Source organism: Eggerthella sp. 1_3_56FAA (assembly GCF_000185625.1).
GTDB classification, from domain to species: domain Bacteria; phylum Actinomycetota; class Coriobacteriia; order Coriobacteriales; family Eggerthellaceae; genus Eggerthella; species Eggerthella lenta.
Window position 1 is genome coordinate 283,959 of the sequence record NZ_GL622581.1, and the last position, 23,253, is coordinate 307,211.

The 23,253-nt window shown below is 65.1% G+C and carries 20 protein-coding genes; 9 read left to right on the forward strand and 11 right to left on the reverse strand.

All coding sequences use genetic code 11. The features are described from left to right. Positions 1–150: 150 nt before the first annotated feature. The 4 genes from arcC (HMPREF1023_RS11465) to ptcA (HMPREF1023_RS11480) form a co-directional block, all read right to left on the reverse strand. Positions 151–1,104, reverse strand: a complete 954-nt coding sequence (gene arcC, locus HMPREF1023_RS11465) for a carbamate kinase (protein WP_009306486.1) — start codon at positions 1,102–1,104, stop codon at positions 151–153. Positions 1,105–1,388: 284 nt separating this feature from the next. Then, positions 1,389–2,549: an agmatine deiminase gene (aguA, locus tag HMPREF1023_RS11470; protein ID WP_009306487.1), complete on the reverse strand. Its 1,161-nt coding sequence runs from the start codon at positions 2,547–2,549 to the stop codon at positions 1,389–1,391. A 164-nt stretch (positions 2,550–2,713) separates the two neighbouring features. Next, the gene (locus tag HMPREF1023_RS11475; RefSeq protein ID WP_009306488.1) at positions 2,714–4,216 is read right to left on the reverse strand and encodes an APC family permease; all 1,503 of its coding nucleotides are present in this window, start codon (positions 4,214–4,216) and stop codon (positions 2,714–2,716) included. Between the two features lie 133 nt (positions 4,217–4,349). Further along, on the reverse strand, positions 4,350–5,390 hold the full coding sequence (ptcA, locus tag HMPREF1023_RS11480; RefSeq protein WP_009306489.1) for a putrescine carbamoyltransferase: 1,041 nt from the start codon (positions 5,388–5,390) through the stop codon (positions 4,350–4,352). Between the two features lie 286 nt (positions 5,391–5,676). Between ptcA (HMPREF1023_RS11480) and HMPREF1023_RS11485 the strand changes: the two genes are divergently transcribed. The 5 genes from HMPREF1023_RS11485 to HMPREF1023_RS11505 all read left to right on the forward strand — a co-directional run bounded on the left by HMPREF1023_RS11485 (position 5,677) and on the right by HMPREF1023_RS11505 (position 12,648). Continuing rightward, the gene (locus tag HMPREF1023_RS11485) at positions 5,677–6,636 is read left to right on the forward strand and encodes a helix-turn-helix transcriptional regulator (protein WP_009306490.1); all 960 of its coding nucleotides are present in this window, start codon (positions 5,677–5,679) and stop codon (positions 6,634–6,636) included. A 30-nt stretch (positions 6,637–6,666) separates the two neighbouring features. Then, positions 6,667–7,635: a response regulator transcription factor gene (locus tag HMPREF1023_RS11490; protein WP_009306491.1), complete on the forward strand. Its 969-nt coding sequence runs from the start codon at positions 6,667–6,669 to the stop codon at positions 7,633–7,635. Between the two features lie 217 nt (positions 7,636–7,852). Then, positions 7,853–9,280, forward strand: coding sequence for an MATE family efflux transporter (locus HMPREF1023_RS11495; RefSeq protein ID WP_009306492.1), 1,428 nt, complete (start codon positions 7,853–7,855; stop codon positions 9,278–9,280). Continuing rightward, positions 9,277–10,908 carry an amidohydrolase gene (locus HMPREF1023_RS11500; RefSeq protein WP_009306493.1) on the forward strand — a complete coding sequence of 544 codons (1,632 nt, stop codon included), beginning with the start codon at positions 9,277–9,279 and terminating at the stop codon, positions 10,906–10,908. Before HMPREF1023_RS11495 ends, HMPREF1023_RS11500 begins: the two co-directional genes overlap by 4 nt. A 318-nt stretch (positions 10,909–11,226) precedes the next feature. Beyond that, entirely contained in the window at positions 11,227–12,648 is a 1,422-nt protein-coding gene (locus tag HMPREF1023_RS11505; protein ID WP_009306494.1) for an MATE family efflux transporter, read from the forward strand. 7 nt (positions 12,649–12,655) lie between these two features. On the opposite strand, the gene HMPREF1023_RS15525 is transcribed toward HMPREF1023_RS11505, so the two are convergent. The 5 genes from HMPREF1023_RS15525 to ptcA (HMPREF1023_RS11525) form a co-directional block, all read right to left on the reverse strand. Then, on the reverse strand, positions 12,656–12,883 hold the full coding sequence (locus HMPREF1023_RS15525) for a hypothetical protein (protein WP_147271071.1): 228 nt from the start codon (positions 12,881–12,883) through the stop codon (positions 12,656–12,658). Between the two features lie 129 nt (positions 12,884–13,012). After that, positions 13,013–13,966 (reverse strand): carbamate kinase, encoded by a 954-nt coding sequence (gene arcC / locus HMPREF1023_RS11510; protein ID WP_009306495.1) that lies wholly within the window; start codon positions 13,964–13,966, stop codon positions 13,013–13,015. Between the two features lie 31 nt (positions 13,967–13,997). After that, a complete protein-coding gene (gene aguA / locus HMPREF1023_RS11515; protein WP_009306496.1) occupies positions 13,998–15,113 on the reverse strand; it encodes an agmatine deiminase in 1,116 nt (371 codons plus the stop codon). Positions 15,114–15,135: 22 nt separating this feature from the next. Continuing rightward, positions 15,136–16,638 carry an APC family permease gene (locus HMPREF1023_RS11520; RefSeq protein ID WP_009306497.1) on the reverse strand — a complete coding sequence of 501 codons (1,503 nt, stop codon included), beginning with the start codon at positions 16,636–16,638 and terminating at the stop codon, positions 15,136–15,138. A gap of 29 nt (positions 16,639–16,667) precedes the next feature. Next, entirely contained in the window at positions 16,668–17,693 is a 1,026-nt protein-coding gene (ptcA, locus tag HMPREF1023_RS11525) for a putrescine carbamoyltransferase (RefSeq protein WP_009306498.1), read from the reverse strand. A 211-nt stretch (positions 17,694–17,904) separates the two neighbouring features. Between ptcA (HMPREF1023_RS11525) and HMPREF1023_RS11530 the strand changes: the two genes are divergently transcribed. The 4 genes from HMPREF1023_RS11530 (at position 17,905) to HMPREF1023_RS11545 (ending at position 22,002) form a co-directional block, all read left to right on the forward strand. Next, entirely contained in the window at positions 17,905–18,570 is a 666-nt protein-coding gene (locus tag HMPREF1023_RS11530) for a hypothetical protein (protein ID WP_009306499.1), read from the forward strand. Positions 18,571–18,593: 23 nt separating this feature from the next. After that, positions 18,594–19,421 (forward strand): MerR family transcriptional regulator, encoded by an 828-nt coding sequence (locus HMPREF1023_RS11535; RefSeq protein ID WP_009306500.1) that lies wholly within the window; start codon positions 18,594–18,596, stop codon positions 19,419–19,421. 107 nt (positions 19,422–19,528) lie between these two features. Beyond that, the gene (locus HMPREF1023_RS11540; RefSeq protein WP_009306501.1) at positions 19,529–20,821 is read left to right on the forward strand and encodes an MFS transporter; all 1,293 of its coding nucleotides are present in this window, start codon (positions 19,529–19,531) and stop codon (positions 20,819–20,821) included. 149 nt (positions 20,822–20,970) lie between these two features. After that, complete coding sequence (locus tag HMPREF1023_RS11545) at positions 20,971–22,002, forward strand: SDR family oxidoreductase (RefSeq protein ID WP_009306502.1); 1,032 nt, start codon at positions 20,971–20,973, stop codon at positions 22,000–22,002. Positions 22,003–22,049: 47 nt separating this feature from the next. Here the strand turns inward: HMPREF1023_RS11545 and HMPREF1023_RS11550 are convergent, their stop codons facing one another. Together HMPREF1023_RS11550 and HMPREF1023_RS11555 are read right to left on the reverse strand one after the other, a co-directional pair. Beyond that, positions 22,050–22,742: a histidine phosphatase family protein gene (locus HMPREF1023_RS11550; RefSeq protein WP_009306503.1), complete on the reverse strand. Its 693-nt coding sequence runs from the start codon at positions 22,740–22,742 to the stop codon at positions 22,050–22,052. Then, a complete protein-coding gene (locus tag HMPREF1023_RS11555; RefSeq protein ID WP_009306504.1) occupies positions 22,742–23,209 on the reverse strand; it encodes a YbaK/EbsC family protein in 468 nt (155 codons plus the stop codon). Before HMPREF1023_RS11555 ends, HMPREF1023_RS11550 begins: the two co-directional genes overlap by 1 nt. Positions 23,210–23,253: the final 44 nt, after the last annotated feature.

A 23,253-nucleotide genomic window follows, 5' to 3' on the forward strand; every position in this document is an offset into this window, starting at 1 on the left:
GGCGAGCCGGTGCGATGCGACGCCGGAGGGGGTCGCGGCGGGCCGGCTGGGCTTCGGGCGCGCCGCCGCAGGGCACGAGGCGGCCGCGCAAAAGAGAAGGGCCCGCTGCCGAACATGCGGCAGCGGGCCCTTTCGGGCTTCGGAGGCGCTTTACGCCGTGATGACCGTGCCCGTCTTGCCTTCGATACCGGCAGCGGCGCACTCGAGCGACGTGATGAGAGCCTTGCCCTCGGGGAACGCGCGCACGTACTCGATGCACGCCTCCACCTTCGGGAGCATGGAGCCGGGGGCGAACTGACCCTGGGCGATGAACTCCTCAGCCTCGGCAATGGTCATCGTGTCGATCTCGGCCTGGTCGGGCTTGCCGAAGTTCACGCAAACCTTCTCGACAGCCGTCAGGATGACCAGCATGTCGGCGCCGAAGTCGGCGGCCAGCTTGGCGGAAGAACGGTCCTTGTCGATGACCGCGGGAACGCCCTCGTACAGGCCTTCCTTCTCGAACACCGGCACGCCGCCGCCGCCCGTGGACACGACCACGTAACCGCCGTCCATGAGGTCCTTGACCGCGTCGAACTCGACGATGCGCACCGGCTTCGGGGAGGCGACGACCTGGCGCCAGCCGCGGCCCGCGTCCTCCTTGAACGTCCAGCCGGTCTCGGCGGCCTTGGCCTTGGCCTCCTCCTCGGAGAGGAAGGCGCCGACCGGCTTGGTGGGGTTCCGGAACGCCGGGTCGGACGGATCCACCACGGTCTGCGTCACGACGCAGGCCGTCGAGCGGTCGATGCCGCGCAGCTTCATGTCGTTCAGGATGGCCTGGGACAGCTGGTAGCCGATGTAGCCCTGGCTCATGGCGCCGGCCTCGGGGAACGGCATCTCCGGGGTCTTGCCGTCGTCGGCGGACGCGTACGCGAACGCGTTGTTGATCATGCCGACTTGGGGGCCGTTGCCGTGTGACACGATGACGTTGGTGCCCTCCTCGACCATGTCGACGATGTTCTTGGCGGTGTCCTTCACCAGCTGGAGCTGCTCCTGGGGCGTGTTGCCCAGGGCGTTGCCGCCCAGCGCGATGACGACGGACTTACCTTCACCCTTCTGATAAGGCATGCGATGCTCTCTTTCTCTCGGGCGCGCCCAACGCGCGCCGCAGGGACGGGAGGTGAGGAAAAAGCGGAGCGGCCCCTGGCGAAAGGACCGCTCCGTGGCCCGCCGACCTCCGCCGGTGCGCACCGGTTGGCCGGAGGACGGATGGGGCCTTCTGGAAAATGCCTTGATGAAAAAGCCGGGGTTGCCACGGCCGGAGACTGTCAGGCAGAGGATAATCAATCGCAGAACGCTCGCGGCACCGGCGGGACGATCCGCCCCGCCGGCCGCGAGGTCGCCGGAACAGCCTACTTGCCGGCCGGCTCCTGCTGGGTGATGCAGTGGATGTTGCCGCCGCCGAAGACCACCTGGTCGGTCTTCACGCCCACGGCCTTGTACGCGCCCTCGCCCCACGCCTCGTCGAACGCAGCCTGGATCTGCTGGACGGCCAGCGCGTCGTTCTCGTCGCCGTACTGCGGCACGATGACGCCGCCGTTGACGATGAGGAAGTTCATGTACGACGCGATCAGCGGCTCATCGGCCACGCGCGGCTCGGCGTACTCCTCGGTGTCGATGGAGTCGCAGGACGCCTGGTCCATGTACAGCGGCTTCACGGGCATGCAGAGCTTGGTCACCTCGAGCTTGCGGCCCTTGGCGTCCACGGCGTTGGACAGCGTCTCGTAAGCGGCATGACACTCGTTGTAGAACGGGTAGTCCGGGTCGTCGGACCAGATGCACAGCACCTTGCCGGGAGCGACGATCTGGGCGACATCGTCGATGTGGCCGTTCGTCTCCTCGGGGTCGATGCCGTCCTTGACCCAGATGACCTTCTCCACGCCCAGGTACTTCTTCAGCTGCTCGTCGCAGTACGCGCGCAGCTCCTCGGACCAGGGCTCGTAGTCGGTCACGGACGCGTTGCGGCCGGGATCGAGCAGGCACATGTCGGTGGTGATGACCGTGCCCTCGCCGTCCACGTGGATGGAGCCGCCCTCGAGGATGAAGCTTTCGGGGCGATAGCGACGGCAGCCGCTCATCTCGGCCATCTTGAGGGCGATCTGCTCGTCTTTGTCCCACGGGAAGTACAGGCCGTTCTCGAAGCCGCCGTAGGCGTTGAAGTGCCAATGCACGGCGCGCTTGTCGCCCTCGTCGTTGACCACCCAGGTGGCGCCGGTGTCGCGCACCCACGCGTCGTCGGTGGTCATCTCGACGACGGTGACGTTCTCGTCGTCCTCGAACACGGCCTTGGCGTTGGCGTAGTCCACCTGGTTCACGCACATGGTGACGGGCTCGAACTCGGCGATAGCGCGCGCCACGTCGGCGTACTGCTTCTGAGCCGGCTTCGCGCCCCAGGCCCACGTGTCGGTGCGGTGCGGCCACGCCATCCAGATGCGGGTCTGCGGCTCGAACTCGCCGGGCATGCGGTAGCCGTCGGCCTTCGGGGTGGAAACGCTCTCGTGAATCGTCTTCATAATGCACACCTTTCTGTTTTGGTTTGCAGTACTTGCTTCAAGCGTTGTTTGTTACTCTGCTGGCGCCGCGCCGGATCCTTCCCTAAAGGACTAGCTTCGCGTCGCGACTCCGCTCAGGATGACAGCCGGGATGACGACCTGCGCGGCGCCAGCTTGGTTCTTGCTTACGCGACCGGCACCGCTTCGGGTTCCGCGTCGCCCTTCGCCTCGGGGGCCTCGGCCTCGTCGGCGGCCTCTTCGGCGGCTTCCTCAGCCAAGCGCTCGGCGGCCAAGGCGGGCGTCAGGCCCTTGTACTCTTCCGTGCGGCCGCGCTTCGACCAGATGCGCACCACTTCGCCCAGCACCACGAACACGATGACGCCGATGAGCATGGGGATCTTCGAAAGCTCTTCCTCCGAGCCGTTCAGCGGCACGATGGTGGCGATAATGGCCAGCACCAGCTCGATGGCGGGAATGGCCAGCATCACGTACATGAGCTTGCCCTTGAAGGGGAACGTGAACACGCGCTTGCGGTTCGGGTCCACCTTGCGCATCTTCAAAAACGCCGGGAACATCGGAATGTAGCTGATCAGCAGGAACACGACGTTCATCGAGAACAGCATCCAGAAGATGCCCTCGGAGATGGCCGGAATCGGGATCAGCTGCAGCATGAGGGCCAGCGAAGCCACCACGCCGTTCACGATAGCCGCGCCGGTGGGCATCTCGGTCTTCGCGTTCTCATGCGAGAACACCTTTGGCATGTTGCCGTGCTTGGCGGCGTAGTCGGCCACGAAGTTCACGCCGAACGACCAGGAGGCCATGTTCGCGAACAGGGTGACCAGGAAGATGATGCAGATGAGCATGAAGATGGGAGACGCCTCGCCCACCATGGTCATCACGGCGTAGATCATGCCGAAGTCCGGGTCGATCTGGTCGGCCGGGATGGCCGCGCCGATGCCGAACGAGCAGAACAGGTAGATGGCGCCGATGGCCAGGCCGCCCAGCACGATGGCCTTGGGGATGTCCTTCGAGGGGTTCTTCATGGCGCCGGCGAAGGTGCAGATGACCTCGAAGCCCATGAAGTTGAACAGGATGATGGACAAGTACGTCAGCGCGTTGGTGTTGGTGAGGTCGGGCATGAACGTGGCCGGCGACATGTCGCTGGCGAAGCCGTTGTTCACGGCGTACCAGATGCCGAGGCCGCCCACGGACACCGCGATGAGCACCTTGAGGACGGCGCCTCCGTTGAGGATCCAAGCGGAGTCCGACACCTTCGAGAAGCTCATGAACACGACGATCCACACGAACGCCAGCTCGATGAGCAGCACGGGAGCCAGCTCGAACTCCACGCCGAACACCATCCCCAGGATGTCGGGGAACAGCGTGGCCAGAGAGGCGATCCACAGCGGGAAGTTGATCCAGTAGTACCACGCCACGCGGCTGCCCCAGCGGTCGCCGAACGCCTCGCGGATCCAGTCGTACAGGCCGCCGTCGGAATCGTAGGTGGTTCCCAGCTCGGCGACGACCATGCCGTAGGGAAGTAGAAACGTGATGATGAGGAAGATCCACCAGAAGAACTGCTGGTTGCCGATGGCGGCAGCGGGGGCGGCGGCCTCGGCCACGAACACCACGCAGATCACGGACAGAATAACGCTGATGAATGAGAACTTCTTGACTTTATTACCCATTGGTTGTCCCCTTTCAGGGGTTCAGCCCCACCGGGCCGCGTCAGCTAACGTCGCGGGCCCGGCCCGGTGGAGCGTTCGATCAGTGCAGGCATCCTGGAGAAGGCCGTCCCCCTCCAGGATGCGCAATCCCCAACTAGGCGATCTTGTTGAGCACCGCGTTCATGCGAGCCTCGGCGGCGTCGGCGGCGTCGGCATCCTCCTTCGTCTTCGGGCAGAGGTAGGCCAGGATGGCACGGATGGAGTGCTTGCGGTTCTCGGCCTCGACCCAGCACAGGCTGCGCTCGGGATGGTCCATGACCTCGTCGGTCACTTCCTCGCCGCGGGTGGCCGGCAGGCAGTGCATGAACTTGGAGTCCGGGCCGGCGAAGTCCATCATCTCCATGGTCACCTGGTACTTGGGATAGAAGACGTCCATGTAGCTCTCGCCGCCCTCTTCCTCGTCGTACAGGCCGTACCACACGTCGGTGTAGACGAAGTCGGCGCCCTTGATGCACTCGATGTCGTCGGACACGGTGACGGTGCCGCCGGACACCTTGCAGTTCTCCTCGGCGATGGCCATGATGTCCACGTCGGAGTCGACCACGAGGCCGCCGTCGGTCACCTGCTTGCCCTTGGGGCCGAAGTGCACGAAGTCCATGCCCATCTTCGAGGCGATGAACATGAGGGAGACGCACACCTGCGTGGCGTCGCCGATGAAGGCGAGCTTGCAGTCCTCGATCTTCTTGCCCTCGGGCAGGTTCTCGATCATGGTCAAGAGGTCGCCCAGCTCCTGCGTGGGATGGTTGAAGTCGGACATGCCGTTGATGACCGGCGCGGCGGAGTGCTTCGCCAGGTTCACCACGTCGGGATGGCGGTTCACGCGGGCCATGAGGATGTCGACGAGCGAGCCCATGACGCGGGCGGTGTCCTCGAGGGTCTCGTGGCCGCCGAGCTGGATGGTGCCCGGGCCGAAGAACTGCGCATGGCCGCCCAGGTCGGTCATGGCCGTCTCGAAGGAGATGCGGGTGCGGGTGGACACCTGCTGGAAGATCATGCCGAGCGTCTGGTTCTTGAGGATCAGCGGGTAGCGGCCGCCCTCCTTGATCATAGCCTTCATGGACTGCGCCAGCTCGATCATGTCGAGCAGCTCTTCCTTGGTGAAGTCGTTGGTGTCGATGTAGTCCTTCACTGCCATGGTTCCTCCTATGGAATCGGTGGTCCGCGACATGCCGTCGGCAGCCGCATCTCTTGGCGCCCACTATGCGACCGGCACCCCGCGTTGTGAAGGAATAATGAAGATTATTTTCACGAAAAGAAATCTATAACCGAAATAATCCCCCGTAACCCATCCTCTGAACAGGCACTATAGTCTCAGTTTACAAAAGCTCTACAACCCCGATACGACTCGCTAAACCCACGAGGTAGAATGGCCGCATGAAGAACGGCCGACCCGCAAACGGGAAAGCGAGGGGGACTAAACCTTGGAGATCGCCTTCTACTTCTACACGATCCTCGTCATGCTCGTCTGTATCGCGGCGGGAACGATCTCCCTTTCCGCGTACTTCGTCTGCCGTAAACGAAGCCATCTGTACATGGTGGCGTTCTTCCTGTTCTACTTCCTCGATCTGGCGCTCATTTTCCAGAACGAATACCTCGGACAGAACACCGAGTTCCCCCTCGAAGTGTTCTACGCCATCGACCAGCCGGCCCTGAGGATATTCTTCGCCCTCGGCATCTTGGAAGCCCTGTGGCTGATCGCCTTGGATTTCCTCGGCGAGAAACGGATGTCGATGCGCATCGCTCCAGCCGTGGGCTTCGTCGTGCTCAGCACCGTCGTGATCGTCGCCCTGCCCGAAGGGCAGTACAAGCAATGGCTGTTCTACAGCATGCGCCAGGTGTTCCTGCTGTGGTGCCTCGGCTACGTGCTCATGCGCTACCGCACCACCAAAAGCGAGATCGAGAAGACGAGACTGCGCCGTCACGAGCCTTTGTTCCTGATCACGTTGGTGCTGACCATGTGCATCATCCTGGAAGACACGTTCATGATGCTAGTGTGGGACCCCACGTCGGTCTCTATGCTGCCCCTCTACATATCCGAGCGCAACTTCTCCGAGAACTTCCTCATGCTGGCGTTCGCGTTCTTCAGCCTGCGCGAAGCCGGAGCCACGTTGCGGCTGCGGTTCAAGGAGCCGCCCGCATCCGAGAACCCCGAGGTGCGACGGCAGATCGACGACCTGCTGCCCGCGTACTGCGAACGCCACGGCATGACCGCACGCGAGCGGGAGATCCTCGCCCTCGTGCTGCAGGGCAAGGACAATCAGAACATCGCGAGCGAGCTGCAGCTGGCGCTGGGAACCGTGAAGGCGCACGTGCACAACATCTTGAAGAAGACCGACCACGCAAGCCGCCAGGATCTCACCCGCGACTTCTGGAAAGAGTGAGACAAAGGGACAGAGGGACGAGGAGGCATCGTGAACGAGATCTGGTTCTGCTACACCATGCTGTTCATACTGATGTGCCTGTTCTCGGCCAGCATGTCGCTGTCGGCCTATTTCGTGTCGCATCGCACCACGTACCTGGGCATCATGGCGTTCTTCATCGCGTTCTGCTTGGAGACATCGCTCATCTTCCTGGACGAGTACTCCTACTTGAAGCCCGACACGCTGGCCGAGATCGTGACCTTCCCCTTCCTGCATCCGTGGATCAAGCTGGCGTTCTCCACGCTGTTCATCATGAGCGTGTGGTGGGTGGTGCTGGAATACGTCGAGCGCCGCACCTGGCTGCGCATCGCCGTGCCGTGCGGGGCATGCGTGCTCGTGCAGGCGGCGGTCGTGGTGGCGGTGCAGGACTCGAGGCTGAGCCAGTGGATCTTCTACGGCGTGCGCGACCTGTGCGTCGCTTCGGCGCTCGGCTACGGCTTCTGGACGTACCGGCGAGGAGCCGACGAGACGCTGCGGCAGCACCTGCTGCGCATGCGCAAGCCCTTCATCGCGTTCGCCGTGCTGATCGCCCTCGTGTTCGCCGAGGATTCGCTCATGATGTACTACCTTGCGCCGCAGATCACCGACCTGTCGTTCACGTACCACCTCAGCGAGCGCAACATGTGCGAGAACGTGGCGGTCATCTTCTGCGCGGTTCTGGCCATCCGCTCGGCCGCCGACACGCTGTCCATCCGCTTCCTCGAACCGCCCACGGGCGCCACGACGAAGGTGCAGCAGCGCGCCCACACGCAGTTGGCGCGCTACGCCGACCGCCATGCGCTCACGCCGCGCGAGCGCGACGTGCTGGCGCTGCTGCTGGAAGGCAAGGACAACCAGAACATCGCGAGCGCGCTCACGCTGTCGCTGGGCACGGTGAAGGCGCACGTGCACAACATCTACCGCAAGGCCAACGTCAGCTCGCGCCAGCAGCTGCTGCAAAGCTTCTGGAAAGAAGATTGAAGCAGCTCCTGGTCAAACGAGCACTAACCCCTTCTAAACCCGCAGCGGGGCAATCCAACCCCTTATAAACTTTCCCTCTTCCGCACGGCGGGCGTATGGTCGTTTGCAGACGGGGCGGCTGCAAGGGAGCCGCCCGAACGCAAGGGGCGGCCGCCCGGTCGCCCGGGGAGGCGGCAAAACGCCGCAGACCAAGGATCGGGAAAGGAGGGCAGCGCTGATGGCAGAAGACGCAACCGCCGTCGCGGTCACCGACGAGGACCGCGAGTTAGCCACGAAGCCCGTGCACGGCCTGTTCGTCAAGTACTCGCTCATCACGCTCATCGGCATGGCCGCGCAGGCCGTCATGGTTATCCTCGAGGGGGTGATCATCGGCAACGGCCTGGGATCGTTCGGCTTGGCCGTGGTGGGCATCATCATGCCGCTCGAGCTGCTGAACCTGGCGCTGGGCGGATCGCTGGGCATGGGCGTGGCCACCGTCGCGGGCAACCGTCTGGGCGCCGGCGACATGGCGGGCGCGCGCAAGGCGTTCGGCCAGGGCTTCTGGCTTTCCACGTACCTCATCCTGGCCGTCTCGGCGCTCATCTTCATCTTCGCGCCGCAGATCGCCCTGATGCTGGGCGCCACGCCCGACCTCGTGGACGGCGTGGTCACGTTCATGCGCATCTTCGTGTGCTTCTACCCGTTCTGCATCCTCGGCCAGATGATGTCGTCGGTGCTGCGCGTCGACGAGAAACCGGGGCTGGCCACCGCCGCCATGTTCGGATCGGCCGTGCTGGCCATCGTGTGGCTGTACTGCTCCATCTTCCTGGCGAACATGGGCGTTGCGGGCGCGGCCGTGTACTACGGCCTGTCCATCGGCCTCTGGTTCGTCGCGGTGTTCTATTTCGTCTTCAGCAAGCACACGAAGTTCAAGATCGCCTTCTCCGACATGAAGCTTGAGGGCAAGCTGTGCAAGGAGATCCTGACCATCGGGCTGCCCACGTTCCTCGTGCAGGCCGCCAGCCTTCTGTACACCATCGTCATCAACAACTATCTGGGCGTGCTGGGCGGCGATCTGGAGATAGGCGCCTTCGCCATCCTGAACGGCTACCTGGTGTACATCCTCAACATGATGTGGCTGTGCTCCACCTACGGCGTGCAGCCCCTGGCTAGCGTGAACAACGGCGCCAAGCGCCCCGATCGCCTGAAGACGCTCATCCGCGCGTCGCTGGTGGACACCGCCGCCGCCATCGCCGTGGTGTCGGCGCTGTTCATCCTGTGCGCCGTGCCCATCTGCACCATCTTCTGCGGAGACGAGCCCGACCTCATCGCGCTGGCCGCCGCCAACACGCTGCCGCTCTGCCTGCTGGCCTGCCTGGGCTCTGCCTCGAACGTGATGTCGGCCTACTTCCAGGCCGTGGACAAGGTGGTCATCGCCACGGTGCTGGGCATGAGCCGTTATCTCCTGTTCACCGTCCCCTGCATTATCATCATGTCGTCGTTCATGGGCATCACCGGCGTATGGTGGGCGCAGCCGGTGGCCGACGTGCTGTGCTTCGCGTTCACCATGGTGTTCGTGGTGCGCGAGCTGCGCCGCCTGGGCTCGCTGCGCGTCGAACGCACCGTCGATTCGTCCGATCTGTCGAAGGAAGGAGCCGTCGCATGAAGCCGGCCGATCTGATCTTGAACAGCACCCGCATCTTCACCGCCGAACCGGGCGTCGACGCTACCATGGACGGCAGCATCGCCATCGAGGGCGGACGCATCGCCTTCGTCGGGCCGCGCGAGGAAGCCGCCGCCTATGCGGGCCCCGGCACCGAGACCGTCGACTTGGGCGACGCGTTCGTCTGCCCCGGATTCCACGACTCGCACCTGCACTTCTTCCCCTCGGCCATGGACCGCTCGCCCTACGTGGTGTTCTGCGAGGGCACGTGCCCGGAGGACTGCGTCGAAGCGCTCAAGCAGGTGGAGGATGCCCGGCCGGCCGACGAGTTCATGCTGTCGTACGGCTGGTACCACCCGCTGTGGGACGACCCCGTGCTGCCGAACAAGGACATCCTCGACGCCGCCTACCCCGACCGTCCCGTGTGCCTGCAGTCGGGCGACTCGCACACGCTGTGGGTGAACTCGAAGGGCCTCGAGAAGTTCGGCATCACGAAGGACTCGATCCCGCCCGCCGGCGGCGTCTACCAGAAGGACGAAAACGGCGAGCTGACGGGGATCATCCAGGAAACGGCGGCCACCGCGCTCATCCCCACCATGCTCGAATTCAGCGAGGAGGAAACGAACGCCGGCATCCGGCAGTTCCTGGCCGACCTCAACGCCGAGGGCATCACCAGCGTGTGCGACGTGTCGCTTCTGGCCGTACCCGGCGGCGACTTCGTGCGCGACGACGTGTACCGCGCGCTGCACGAGCGCGGCGACCTCACCGTGCGCATCAACATGTTCCCCACCGCGCTGGAGGATCTGACTCGCGCCCGGAAGTTGCGCGACGAGTTCGCCGACAACGACCTGCTGCGCTCTCCCGGCCTCAAGCAGTTCTTCGACGGCGTGTCGTCCACCCACACCGCCTGGCTTTCCGAGCCGTACTCCAACGCGGCGCACGAGGGCGAATGCGGCGCGCCGGTGACCGACCCCGAGCGCATGCGCACCATCGTGCTGGGCGCGGCCGAGGAGGGCTTCGCCGTGCGCATCCACACCATCGGCGACAAGGCCATCCACACCGCGCTCGACATCTTCGAGGAGGCGCGCGAGAAGTTCGGCGCGCCGAACGGCCAGAACGGCTTGGAGCACCTCGAGAACTTCCTGCCGGGCGACATCGAGCGGCTGGCCGAGCTGGACGTGTGCGCCAACTGCCAGCCGCCCCACACGGTGCTCGACCCGAACGGCATCGAGCGCGACCTGGGGCCGGAGCGCGCCAAGCTGATGTGGCCGTACAAGAGCTACCTCGACGCCGGCGTGAAGTTCTCCTTCGGCACCGACTCGCCCGTGGTGGACATCAACTCGCGCGAGGTCATCTACGACGCCGTGACGCGCCAGAGCCCGGCCACCGGCGAGCCCGCAGGCGGCTGGCAGCCGCACGAGAAGATCCCCGCCGCCGACGCCGTCCGCGCCTACACGCTGGGCAGCGCCATCGCCGCGGGACGCGACGACGAGGTGGGATCGCTGACGGCCGGCAAGCTGGCCGACCTCGCCGTGCTCGACACCGACCTCGTCACCTGCGCCCCGGAGGACATCCTCGGCGCGAAGGTGCTTGCCACCTACCTGGACGGCAAGAAGGTGTACGAAGCCTAACCAGACCCATCCCCTTCCATGTTTGGTGCCCCCGGCGCGGAACCGGGGGCACCGCAGGGACGCATCTTCGCCCCTAAAACACGGAAAAGGGGCCTGTAGCGTGTTTTAGGGGCGAAGATGCGTCCCCGGACTGCGGACGACATGCGCGCGCCGTTCCCGTTGCTCCCTCGGCATCCCGTAACCTTCGCGCTACCCGGCTAATCCCATATAATCCCGCACTCCGGCGAAACGCGACCGGTATAATCCCCCGCTCGCGTCGGCTTCGCGGTAAGGTCGTCACGACGGAAACCGCCACCAGGCTCAAGGAGGCCGACGGCAATGGACGAGCTGCTTATCGAGCCCGAACCCACCGAACGCGAGCTGGGCACCGCGCCCATCAAGCCGCTGTTCGCCCGCTACGCCGCCATCACGTTCGCCGGCATGCTGGCGCAGATGGTGATGGTGGTGCTGGAGGGCCTCATCATCGGCAACGGCCTGGGACCGCTCGGCCTGGCCGCCGTCACCGTCATCCTTCCGCTGGAGCTGCTGAACCTGGCGCTGGGCGGGGCGCTGGGCATGGGCACCGCCGCCGCAGCCGGCCAGCGCCTGGGCAGCGGCGACACGGCGGGCGCGCAGAAGGTGTTCAACCAGGGGTTCTGGCTGGCCGCCTACCTGCTAGTGGCGCTTTCCGCGGTCATCGCCCTGTTCGCGCCGCAGATAGCCACGCTTTTGGGCGCCACGCCCGACATCCACGAGGACGTGACGGCGTTCATCCGCCTGCTCATGTGCTTCTACCCGTTCTGCACGCTGGGGCAGCTGCTGTGCTCGCTGTTGCGCACCGACGAGAAGCCTTCGCTGGCCTCGGCGCTGGCCGTCATCGCCTCCGTCTTGGCGCTGTTCTGGCTGTATCTGTGCGTGTACGTGCTCGACCTGGGCTTCGCTGCCGCAGGCGCGTACTACGGCATGAGCACGGGGCTATGGTTCTTCGCCATCCTGTACTTCCAGTTCAACAAGAAGTCCACCTTCAAGGTGACGTTCGGAGGCATGAAGCTGGATCCCGCGATCTGCCGCACGATCCTCTGGCAGGGCTTGCCGCTGTTCCTGGTGCAGGTGGCCAGCCTCGTGTACACCATCGTGATCAACAACTACCTGGGCTCGCTGGGCGGCGATCCCGACCTCGCGGCGTTCTCCGTGATCAACGGCTACGTCGTCTACCTGCTGGACATGCTGTGCCTCAGCGCCACCTACGGCCTGCAGCCTATCGCCAGCTTCAACCGCGGCGCGCGCCACTTCGAGCGCCTGCACGAGCTGGTGAAGGCCAGCCTGGGCGGGACGTTCGCCATCCTGGCCGTCGTGTGCGGGCTGGTCATCGCGTTCGCCGCGCCCATCTCGACGTTCTTCATCGGCGACGACCCCCAGCTGATCGAGCTGACCGCCTCGCACTTCCTGCCGCTGCTGGTGTGCGCGCCGTTCGGGTTCCTGGCGCAGGTGGCCTCGGCGTACTTCCAGGCCGTGGGACAGGAGCGCATCTCCATTCTGCTGGGCGTCTGCCGCTACCTGCTGTTCGCCATCCCCATGATCGTGGTGCTGGCGGCCGTCGAGGGCCTGACCGGCGTCTGGTGGTCGCAGCCCCCCGCCGATCTCATGGCCGCCTCCCTGACCGTGGCGCTGGCCGCGCGGGAATGCGGGAAGCTGAGGCGGGCGGGGGCAATGCAAACAAAACCCGCCCCCGAATCCGAACCGCTGCTCGAAGCGGAGTAAGAACCTCTCACGATGCGGGCGTCGTCTTGCCTTCGGCGCCCGCATCGTACACAATGTCGAGCACCTCCTGACGAGAGCTTACGCCCATGTTGAGCCGCTCCCGCTTGTCACGATTAGCATCGGTTTGTCGGGTTGCGGTTTGAACGTGGGGTGCCTGTTTTTGGCACAAATTTGCGGGTAGGGGAATTTGGTTCGGATTGCGGACGATTTCGACCTGGGGTTTCTTGTTTTTCACCCCTATCGTACATGCGAAACAGCGCCGAATCGTTCCCCTACCCGTTATTTTGTGCCAGAATTTCGACTCGCGCGTTCACGATGGAGAAGCGCGTGGCCCGCGCGTCGACGGGCCACGCGCTTTCGGCGCTTACGCCACGATCAGGGTGCCGGACTTGCCCTCGATGGCTTCGGCGGCGTTCTCGAGGCTGGTGATGATGGCCTTGCCCTCGGGGTAGGCTTGCAGGTACGCGATGCAGGCCTCCACCTTCGGCAGCATGGAGCCGGAAGCGAACTGGCCTTCCTCGATATACTGCGCGGCCTCGGCCACGGTCAGCACGTCGAGGTCCTGCTGGTCCGGCGTGTTGAAGTTGATGGCCACCTTCGGCACCGCGGTGAGGATGACCAGCATGTCGGCCTTGAAGTCGGCCGCCAGCTTGGCGCTGGAACGGTCCTTGTCGATGACGGCCGGCACACCGCGATACCCGCCGTCCTCCTCAATGACGGGTACGCCGCCGCCTCCCGTGGACACCACGAGGTAGCCGTCGTCCACGAGGTCCTTGATGGCATCGAACTCCACGATGCGCACCGGCGCGGGCGATGCGACCACCTGGCGCCAGCCACGGCCGGCGTCCTCCTTGAACGTGGCGCCCGTCTCGTTCGCAAGACGCACGGCCTCGTCTTCAGTCAGAAACGCGCCCACGGGCTTCGTGGGATCCTGGAACGCGGGGTCGTTCGCGTCGACCACCGTCTGGGTGATGAGCGCCACCGACGAGCGCATGATGTCGCGGCGCTTGAGCTCGTTCAGGATGGCCTGGGACAGCTGGTAGCCGATGTATCCCTGGCTCATGGCGCCGCACTCGGGCAGCGGCATGGCCGGCGTCTTGCCGTCGTGGGCGTTCGCGTAGTCGAACGCGTTCTGGATCATGCCGACCTGCGGCCCGTTACCATGGGACACGACGACGTTCACGCCCTCGCTCACCATGTCGACGATGTGCGAGGCGGTGTTCTTCACCAGCTCCAGCTGCTCTTGCGGCGTGTTTCCCAAGGCGTTGCCGCCGAGGGCGATGACCACGGTCTGGCCGGGTCCTTTCTGATAGGACATGGGAAATCCTTTCTGATTGGGGCTTCGGACTTTACACGCCAACTGGCTGCTGCTGGGTGATGCAGTGGATGTTGCCGCCGCCGTACACCACCTCGCGCGTGGGCACGCCCACGACTTCGCGTTCGGGGAACATCTCCTGCACCTGCTGCAACGCCATCTCGTCGTATTCGTCGTCGTACTGGGGCACCAGCACGAAATCGTTGCCGATGAGGAAGTTCATGTACGAGGCGATGCACACGTCCTCGGTGGTGCGCGGGATGGTGCCCTCCACCACGTCGATGGCGTCCACTTCCTCCTGCGTCATGTAGACCGGCTCCTTCGGCATGGTCAGCTTGTGCACCTTGAGCGCCCGCCCCTTCGCGTCGGTGGCGTTCGACAGCGTCTCGTAGGCGGCGTGCGCGGCCTCGTAGAACGGGTTGTCCTCGTCGTCGGTCCAGATGCAGGCCACCTCGCCCGGGCGCACGAAGCAGGCCACGTCGTCGATGTGCCCGTTCGTCTCCTCGGGGTCGATGCCGTCCTTGATCCAGATCACCTTGTCGACGCCCAGGTACTCGCACAGGTAGTTCTCGATCTGCTCCTTCGAGAGCTCGGGGTTGCGCCCCTCGGACAAGAGGCACATCTCCGTGGTCATCACGGTGCCTTCGCCGTCCACGTGGATGGAGCCACCTTCCAACACGAACGAGTCCGGGCGGTAGCGATCAACGCCGGCGAGGTCGGCCACCTTCAGACCCACGAGCGCGTCCTGGTCCCACGGGAAGTACAGGCCGTCCACCAGCCCTCCCCATGCGTTGAAGTGCCAGTGCACCGCGCGCACGTCGCCGTCGTCGTTCACCACGAACGTGGGGCCGCATTCGCGGATCCACGAGTCGTCGCTGGTCATCTCCACGACCAGGATGTTCTCCTCGCCCGTTAGCACGTAGTGCGCGGCGGCGTAGTCCTCGGGGTTCACGCCCACGATGACCGGCTCGTACTGGGCGATGCCGCGCGCCACGTCGGCGTACGCCTTCTGCGCAGGCTTCGCGCCGTCGCGCCAGTTGTCGGGGCGATGCGGCCACAGCATCCAGATGCACTCCTGCGGCTCGAACTCGCCGGGCATGCGGTAGCCGTCTTTCTTCGGGGTCGATTCGTTCTCGTAAATGGTATCCATAAGTACGTCCTTTCGGGATTGGTTACACCAGATCGCGCGGCTCGCGGCCGATGATCAGATCCTCTTCCACGGCGATCTTCTCGGATTCAGGCATTTCCTCGTAGCCGTGCGCCACATCGAACTCGAACGGGTCGCCGCTCGAGCCCATGCCGCCGTAATCGTCCTTGCGCCCGCGCGCCGACCAGATGCGCACGAGCTCGCCCAGGATGACGAACGCGATCACGCCGATGAGCATGGGGATCTTGCTCATCTCCTCGGGCGAGCCGTTCAGCGGAACGATAGTGGCGATGATGGCCAGCACGAGCAGGATCACCGGCACCCACGCCACTACCAGCGCCACGCCGTGGCCGCCCGGCACCTTGAACACGCGGTTCGCCGCAGGGTCGATTTTGCGCAGCTTCAAAAACGCGGGGAACATGGGAATGTAGCTGATCAGCAGGAACACAATGTTCATGGAGAAGAAGATCCAGAAGAAGCTGTCGAAGCCCGCCAGCTCCATCACGGGCGACAGCAGCACCAACACGCTGGCCACCACGCCGTTGACGATGGCGGCGCCGGTGGGCATCTGGTTCTTCTCGCTCTCGTGCGCGAACACCTTCGGCATGTTCTTCTTGCGCGCCGCGTGCTCGGCCACGAAGTTCACGCCAAACGACCAGCTGACCATGTTGCCGAACAACGTGATGAGGAACACGATGCCCACCACGATGAACAGCACGCTGCCCACGCCCGCCATGATGCCCACGGCGTCCATGATGCCGGAGTCCAGCGAGATGTCCATGGCCGGGATGGCGGCGCCGATGCCGAACGAGCTGAACAGGTACAGCGCCGCGATGGCGATGCCGCCCGCGATGATGGCGCGGGGAATCTGCTTGTTCGGGTTCTCCATCGAGCCCACGTACGTGGTGATGACCTCGAAGCCCATGAAGTTGAACAGGATGATGGACAAGTACGTCAGGCTGTTCGAGTCGAGCGCCGGCAGGAACGTCTCGGGCGCCATGTCGTTCGCGAAGCCGAAGTTCACGGCGTACCAAATGCCGAGGCCGCCCACCACCAGCGCGATGCCCACCTTGAGCACGGCGGCCAGGTTGAGGATCCACGCCGAGTCCGACACCTTCGAGAAGCTGAGGAACACGACGATCCAGACGAACGCCAGCTCGATGGCCAGCGAGGGCACCAGCCCTATTTCCATGCCGGTGATCATCGAGATGGTCTCGGGGAACAGGAAAGCGAGCGACGCCATCCACAGCGGGAAGTTGATCCAGTAGTACCAGCTCACGCGGCTGCCCCACTTGTCGCCGAACGCGCGGCGCACCCAGTCGTACAGGCCGCCCTCGTCGTCGTAGGTGGTGCCCAGCTCGCTGACCACCAAGCCGTACGGCAGCAGAAACGCGATGATGAGGAAGATCCACCAGAAGAACTGCGAGTTGCCGATGGCGGCCGCAGGAGCCGCCGCCTCGGCCACGAACACGACGGTGATGACCGACAGGATCGCGTCGACCAACCGAAATTTCTTATTCTTTGCCATAAGGAGCCTCTTTCAAATCAGTCGGACCCTTACTTGATCGCTTGCTTGCCGAGGCCTTCCAGCAGGTAGTTCAGCTGATCGTGGGCTTCGTCGGCTTCGGGCTGGTCGGTTTCGGCCTGCTTGCAGAAGTACGCCAGCAAGCCGCGGATGGAGTGCTTGCGGTTCTCGGCCTCGTCCCAGCAGATGGACTGCGAGCCGTCGATCACCGCGTCGGTCACTTCCTCGCCGCGCGAGGCGGGCAGGCAGTGCATGAACTTGGCGTCCGGGGCAGCCATGGCCATAAGCTCCTCGGTGACCTGGTACGTCGGGTAGAAGATGGCCATGCGCTCGTCCTTCGACAGCTCCTTGTCGTACAGGCCGTACCACACGTCGGTGTACACGAAGTCGGCGTCCTTCATGGCCTCCTCGCGGTTGCCGGTGACGCTGACGCTGCCGCCCGACACCTCGCAGTTCTTACGACCGATCTCCAGCAGGTCCTCGCGGATCTGATGACCCTCGGGGCCGTACTGCACGAAGGTCATGCCCATCTTCGAGGTGATGAACATCTCCGACACGCACACCTGGGTGGCATCGCCCACGAACACCATCTTGCAGTTCTCGATGCGCTTGCCCTCGGGCAGATGCTCGATCATGGTGAGGAGGTCGCCCATCTCCTGGGTGGGATGGTTGTAGTCGGACATGCCGTTGATCACGGGGATCGTCGCGTACTTCGCCAGCTCGACGAGGTCCTCGTGGCGGTCGACGCGCGCTTCGAGAACGTCCAGCAGTCGGCTCATGACGCGGGCCGAGTCCTCGATGGTCTCGTGACCGCCCAGCTGGATGGTGCCGGGCGCGTAGAACTGGCCCGTGCCGCCGAGGTCGGCCATGGCGCCCTCGAACGACAGGCGCGTGCGGGTGGACACCTGCTGGAAGATCATGCCCAGCGTCTTATGTTTCAGCAGCTCGGGGTAGTACCCGGCCTTCACGCAGCGCTTGAGCACGCGCGACAGCTCGATCATGTCGAGCAGCTGGTCCTTCGTGAAATCGTTGGTATCGAGAAAATCCTTGACGGTCATCGAAAAGCCTCCTTCGAAAGCGAACTGAACGGGCAGCCCGTCGTCGCGGCAGCGCCAGCGCGATGCGGCGAAGACAAACCGGCGCGACCGGATTGCAGTACGGCCGCGCCTTGCCCTCAGTTGTAACCCGAATCACCGAAGCGCTCGACAAGGCTAGCGGGTCGTGCGAGAATCGAAGACGAACCGAAACCGAATCGCAAAAGGATGTCCTATGAACCTGCCCGGACTCATCACCGTCCAACCCGACCGAACCGAGGAGCTCGACGCGCTCGCCCGCATGGTGGGCACGTGCTTCCTCGAGGAGATGTGGTACGTCACCTGGCTCGAAGCGCTCGACGAGCTGGGCATCGGACGCGATCGCAAGCTGGAGATCACGCGCGCCGTCATCCGATCGGACTACGAGGTCACCGCACCGTACCAGTGCGTGTACGCGCTGCCCGACCGAGCGGGGGCCGCGAACGTCTACCTGCGCAGCGAGCTGGGCGACGTCGACTGGACCGAGCTCGAGGAGGAATCGGGCACGCTTCTGGCCGAGGTGCTCACCGACGAAGAGATCGACGTGCTGGGACCGCGCATCGAGGCGATGGATCCCATCTCCTCCACGAGCTGGCCGCTCGAGCGTGCGGCGGCCGACGAGGATTTCATCTACTTCATCTCGGCCGGTGTGGATCCCGAGAAGCGTGGCAGCGGAGCATTCCGCCGTCTGCTCACGCCGTTTCTGGAATACGCCGACGAGCACGGGCTGGCCTGCTACCTCGATTGCTACACCGAACGGCTCGAGCAGCTGTACGGCCACTTCGGCTTCGAGACGGTGGAGCGCCGCAGCATCGACGCCTTCCCCATCGAAGAGCGCCTGATGGTCCGCCGGGCGCGGTAGGCGCGAGCGAAGGAGAGTTCCTGGTGAAGTCGAGCGAGATAGCGAAGCTGGCGGGGGTGTCGGTGCGCACGCTGCGCCATTATCACGCCATCGACCTGCTGCCCGAGCCGCCGCGCGGCGAGAACGGCTACCGCGACTACGGCGCAGGGGACCTCGTGCGCCTGCTGCGCATCAAGCGGCTGTCGTCGCTAGGGTTCTCGCTGTCGCGCATTTCGGAGGTGCTCGACGAAACGGACGCTCATCTGGCCGAAGCAGCCGGCCCGAACGCCGACGAGGCGCTCGATGAACTCGACCGCGAACTGGCGCTGCAGATCGAGCGTCTGCAGGAGCAACGCCGCACCATCGCCCTGCTGAAGCGCGAGCAGTTGGACCCCGACTTGCCGGTGCGGTTCGCCCGCGCGGCCAAGGCGCTCATCGGCAACGCCTACGACACGCTGCCCGTGCGCAGCGGCGACCGCGACGCGCTGCTTATCGCCGGGCACCTGTATACCGAGGAAGATATCGTCGAACTTGAGCGCACCGTATCCGCCCTCGGCGAGAAAGGGCTGATCGAAGATCTCCATGACATACAGACGATGTTCGACGAGCTGCCTCCCGATGCGACGGATGCGGACATCGACCGCGTAATCGATGCCGCCATGGAGATGCTCGACCCTGTGATCGACTGCTTCGACCCTGCGAACTGGGACAGCGAACTCAACCCCCAGGCCGAGCTGTACATCGACGAACTCATCCGCGCCGGGCTCAACGAGGCGCAAGCACGAGCTCAGACCCAGCTGGAAGAGACGCTTGAAGCTCGCATCCTCGCAAAACGCGGAGCCGCCTCCATATCTTCGTCACAGGACGCTTGACCCCGACGCAGCGTCGTAGTTTTTACTCCTTTCTAGCAGCAACTGCCATCCTGAGCGAAGCGCCGCAGGCGCGCAGTCGAAGGAACTCGCCAGAAAGGATCCCCCTCATGTTCGGCCGCACCTCCATCCGTTTCCTCGTATCGAACGCGCTTTCCCTGCTGGGAAACTCCATCGCAGCCGTCGCGCTTCCGCTCATCTTGCTGGCTACCACCGGCGATGCGCTGGCCGCCGGCACGCTGGCGCTCATCTGCGCCGTCCCCCAGATGGCCATCGGCATCGTGGGCGGTGCGGCGCTCGACCGCTTCAACCGCCGCACCATATCCATCGCCTCCGACCTCGTATCCGCCGCCAGCGTCGCGCTCATCCCCGTGGTGGACATGGTATGGGGGCTGAACTTCTGGTGGTTCGTCGCACTGGGCCTGCTGGGAGCCGTGGGCGACATCCCCGGCATGACCGCGCGCGACGCGCTGCTGCCAGCCGTCACCAAACACGACGACGTGGACCTCCAACGGTTCATGGGGTTGTCGCAGTCGCTCGATTCGCTGGTCACCATCGTAGGGCCCGCGTTGGCGGCGCTGTCCATCGGCCTGGTCGGCGGCGTGCCGTCGCTGTGGTTCACGGCCGCCCTCTCGTTCTCGGCAGCGCTTGCCACCGCCACCATCCCGCGCCGCGTGGGCGCGGTGCGATCGGGTGCCCCTGCGAACGAAGGCGACGCGACCGCGCAGCGGGGCGTCGTGCCATCGGCCGTTGGCGCGCTGCGCACCGGCATCCGCGTGCTGTTCCGCACCGACGGCGTGCTGACGGTCTCCACCCTGCTCACGTTCGGCATCGTCATGGTCATGGGATCGTTCCAGGGCCTCGTCCTGCCCGTGTTCTTCACGGACAGCGGCCGTCCCGAGCTGCTGGGCTACGTGCTGTCGACCATGTCGCTGGGCCTGCTGGCAAGCTCGCTCGCCTATGCCGTGTTCGCTCCGCGTCTGTCGCGTCGGACATGGTACGTGCTGTCGATGTTCGGCATGCTGTTGGGCGTGGCTATTCTGGGCGCGTTGCCTCCCTATCCGTTCATGCTGCTGGGCGCGCTCGTGCTGGGCGTGAGCGCCGGACCCGCGTCGGCGCTGCTGGGCTTCTTCATGCTCGATCGCATTCCCGAAGCGTCGCGCGGCAGCGCGCTGGGCACGCAGAACTCGCTTCTGCTGGCGGCGGCGCCCGTTGCCGTGTTCGCCACCTCGGTAGGCGTCAGCGCACTGGGCACCTCGGTGGCCGCCGTCGTGCTCGTAGGCTGCTGGATGGCCATCACGGCCTTCGCCCTGGTCGCGCGCGGCATGCGCAACCTCGACGACGCCGCGCCCGACCTGAAGCGGGAGGAGGGCGCCCTCGAGGAGGCGCGACTCGATTCGTAAGCGTCCTCCTCGCCATTTCAGCCCGATTGCGTGCAAGTCGCACCTTTCCAACGGCCGTGCAGCCGCCCGAACGGCACCCGCTTCTCGCTCCTATCATAGCGGGAAAAACCACTCGGGCGCAGCGCGTCCGGCACGAAAGGAGCGCCATCATGGCACAAACCGCATTGGTCACCGGCGCGACGAGCGGCATCGGAGAGGCCCTCTGCCTGCTGTTCGCCAGCGACGACTTCGATCTGGTCACCGTCGCACGCGACAAGGAAGCCCTGGAAAAGCAGGCCGACGAGCTGCGCAGGCTCGACATCGACGTGCTGCCCATCGCCTGCGACCTCTCCGACCCCGACGCAGCGCGCACCATATTCAAGCGCGTCCAGGAGGCGGGCAAGGAGATCGAGATCCTCGTCAACGACGCGGGCTACAGCCCCGCCGGCCAGTTCTCCGACCTGCCCATCGCCGACATCCGCTCGATGATCCAGGTCAGCGTCACCAGCCTCGCCGAGCTGACCAGCGTGTTCCTGCATCCCATGCTGGAGCGCGGCCACGGCCGCATCCTCAACATGAGCTCGATGATGGCGAAAACGCCGTGCCCCTACAACGCGCTGTACGGCGCGGCGAAGGTGTTCGTGCTGTCGTTCTCAACCGCGCTGGCGCGCGAGCTCAAGCACACCGGCGTGTCGGTGACCACCGTCTGCCCCGGCGCCACGCGCACGAACTTCCCGAAGAACGCCGGCATCGAGGACGCGCCCGCGTGGAAGTACTTCTCCATGGATACCGACGAGACGGCCATCCGCGTGTACCGCGCGCTCATGCGCGGCGAGCGCTGCGCCGTGACGGGCTGGTACAACAAAGTGGGTTCGATCTCGGTGCGGCTCATGCCCATGGGCATGCAGCTGCTGGCCGGCGAGTGGCTGATGGGCGCGCGCAAGCATCCGCTCGACCACGAGGGAACCGAAGAGGGCTCGCACGAGGAGCATCCGCACGGCCGGAAGCAGGGTCAAGCCGGGACGCAGGCCTGCGGATGCGGCCATGCGCACGATCACGGGGCCGGTCACGAAGACGGGCATCCTCGCGGACGCGAGGACGATCAGGCTCGGAGGCACGACCACCATCAGCACGGCCAGCGCGAACACGGCGGCATGGGCGGCACCGCGCCTGTCTGCCGCATCAGCTGGGATCGCTGGTAGTTCCTTTCAGAAGCGGCCGGGGCAGGCTTGCTCCGGCCGCTTCCGCTTCACGGCCGCTGCCAGGCGGTGGAGCCTATCTCGCCCAGGCGGAAATCCGACCCGTCGTAGGAGATGCGCGTGACGCTGGCGTTCGGTATCTTCACCGGATCGTTCACGCGCTCCGGGTCGATGAGGTACACGAGCGTGCGCACGACGAACGAATGCGTCACCACCAGCACGTTGCCGCCGCCGCGCTTCAGCCCATCATCCCCGGCCTCGCGGAAGAACCCGCGCAGGCGCCGTTCGATGGCATCGAAGCGCTCGGCGCGGCCAGAGCAATCCGCATCCGCCAGCACGTCGGCCACCTCGGGCAGCCGCCGATTGTGCTCCTCGAACGACAGCGGCGCGCCGAACCCCGCGTCGAGCGTGGCGTGCAGCAACTCGCCCGGCTCGCCCTCGAGGTCGCCGTAGCACCACTCGCGCAGACGCATATCGTCGTAGGGGCCGAACGGCACCCCGCTCCCCCGCGCGCGCAGCAGCTCGTCGAGCGTGTGCACGGCGCGGCCGCTGTCGCTCGAGTACGCCGCGGAGAAGTCCACTTCGGCCAGCCCGCGGCCCAGCGACTGCGCGGCGCGCACGCCCTCGTCCGTGAGCGGCGTGTCGCACCAGCCCTGCACCTTGCCCATGACGTTGAACAGCGTCTGCCCGTGACGCACGACGTAGAACGTCATCTCGCCGGAACGGCGCTCCCCCGCCTCCATCAGACGACCTTGCAGACGTCGACCCAGGTGCAGGGCGCGGCGCAGCGTTCCAGCTCGTCGGGTGCCAGGCGCACGGCGCTCGCGGCGTTGCCCGCCGCCGGATACACGGTGTCGAAGCGCCGCAGCGATTCGTCGAGGAACACGTCCACACCTTCGTTGAGCGCGAACGGGCACACGCCGCCCACGCCGTGGCCTATCAGCGGCTCGGCCTCGTCGGCGGCGAGCATCTTCGCCTTGCAACCGAACCGCGCCTTGTACTTGGGGTTGTCGATGCGCGCATCTCCCGCGGCCACCACGAGCGCGACGCGGTCGCCCACGTGGAACGACAGCGTCTTCGCGATGCGCGCCGGCTCGCAGCCCACGGCCTGCGCGGCAAGCTCGACGGTGGCGCTCGACGTCTCGAACTCCAGCACGCGCTCCTCCATGCCCCGCTCGCGCAGAAACGCCTTCACCTTGTCGATAGCCATCGTCGCCTCGCTTTCCGGATAGGTTGCAGCTTCCAGTATAGCGC

Excerpts from the sequence above, each read along its gene's own strand:
- arcC (WP_009306486.1), bottom strand. The coding sequence starts at position 1,104 with ATGCCTTATCAGAAGGGTGAAGGTAAGTCCGTCGTCATCGCGCTGGGC.
- aguA (WP_009306487.1), bottom strand. The coding sequence starts at position 2,549 with ATGAAGACGATTCACGAGAGCGTTTCCACCCCGAAGGCCGACGGCTAC.
- HMPREF1023_RS11475 (WP_009306488.1), bottom strand. The coding sequence starts at position 4,216 with ATGGGTAATAAAGTCAAGAAGTTCTCATTCATCAGCGTTATTCTGTCC.
- ptcA (WP_009306489.1), bottom strand. The coding sequence starts at position 5,390 with ATGGCAGTGAAGGACTACATCGACACCAACGACTTCACCAAGGAAGAG.
- HMPREF1023_RS11495 (WP_009306492.1), top strand. The coding sequence starts at position 7,853 with ATGGCAGAAGACGCAACCGCCGTCGCGGTCACCGACGAGGACCGCGAG.
- HMPREF1023_RS11500 (WP_009306493.1), top strand. The coding sequence starts at position 9,277 with ATGAAGCCGGCCGATCTGATCTTGAACAGCACCCGCATCTTCACCGCC.
- HMPREF1023_RS11505 (WP_009306494.1), top strand. The coding sequence starts at position 11,227 with ATGGACGAGCTGCTTATCGAGCCCGAACCCACCGAACGCGAGCTGGGC.
- arcC (WP_009306495.1), bottom strand. The coding sequence starts at position 13,966 with ATGTCCTATCAGAAAGGACCCGGCCAGACCGTGGTCATCGCCCTCGGC.
- aguA (WP_009306496.1), bottom strand. The coding sequence starts at position 15,113 with ATGGATACCATTTACGAGAACGAATCGACCCCGAAGAAAGACGGCTAC.
- HMPREF1023_RS11520 (WP_009306497.1), bottom strand. The coding sequence starts at position 16,638 with ATGGCAAAGAATAAGAAATTTCGGTTGGTCGACGCGATCCTGTCGGTC.
- ptcA (WP_009306498.1), bottom strand. The coding sequence starts at position 17,693 with ATGACCGTCAAGGATTTTCTCGATACCAACGATTTCACGAAGGACCAG.
- HMPREF1023_RS11530 (WP_009306499.1), top strand. The coding sequence starts at position 17,905 with ATGAACCTGCCCGGACTCATCACCGTCCAACCCGACCGAACCGAGGAG.
- HMPREF1023_RS11540 (WP_009306501.1), top strand. The coding sequence starts at position 19,529 with ATGTTCGGCCGCACCTCCATCCGTTTCCTCGTATCGAACGCGCTTTCC.
- HMPREF1023_RS11545 (WP_009306502.1), top strand. The coding sequence starts at position 20,971 with ATGGCACAAACCGCATTGGTCACCGGCGCGACGAGCGGCATCGGAGAG.
- HMPREF1023_RS11550 (WP_009306503.1), bottom strand. The coding sequence starts at position 22,742 with ATGGAGGCGGGGGAGCGCCGTTCCGGCGAGATGACGTTCTACGTCGTG.
- HMPREF1023_RS11555 (WP_009306504.1), bottom strand. The coding sequence starts at position 23,209 with ATGGCTATCGACAAGGTGAAGGCGTTTCTGCGCGAGCGGGGCATGGAG.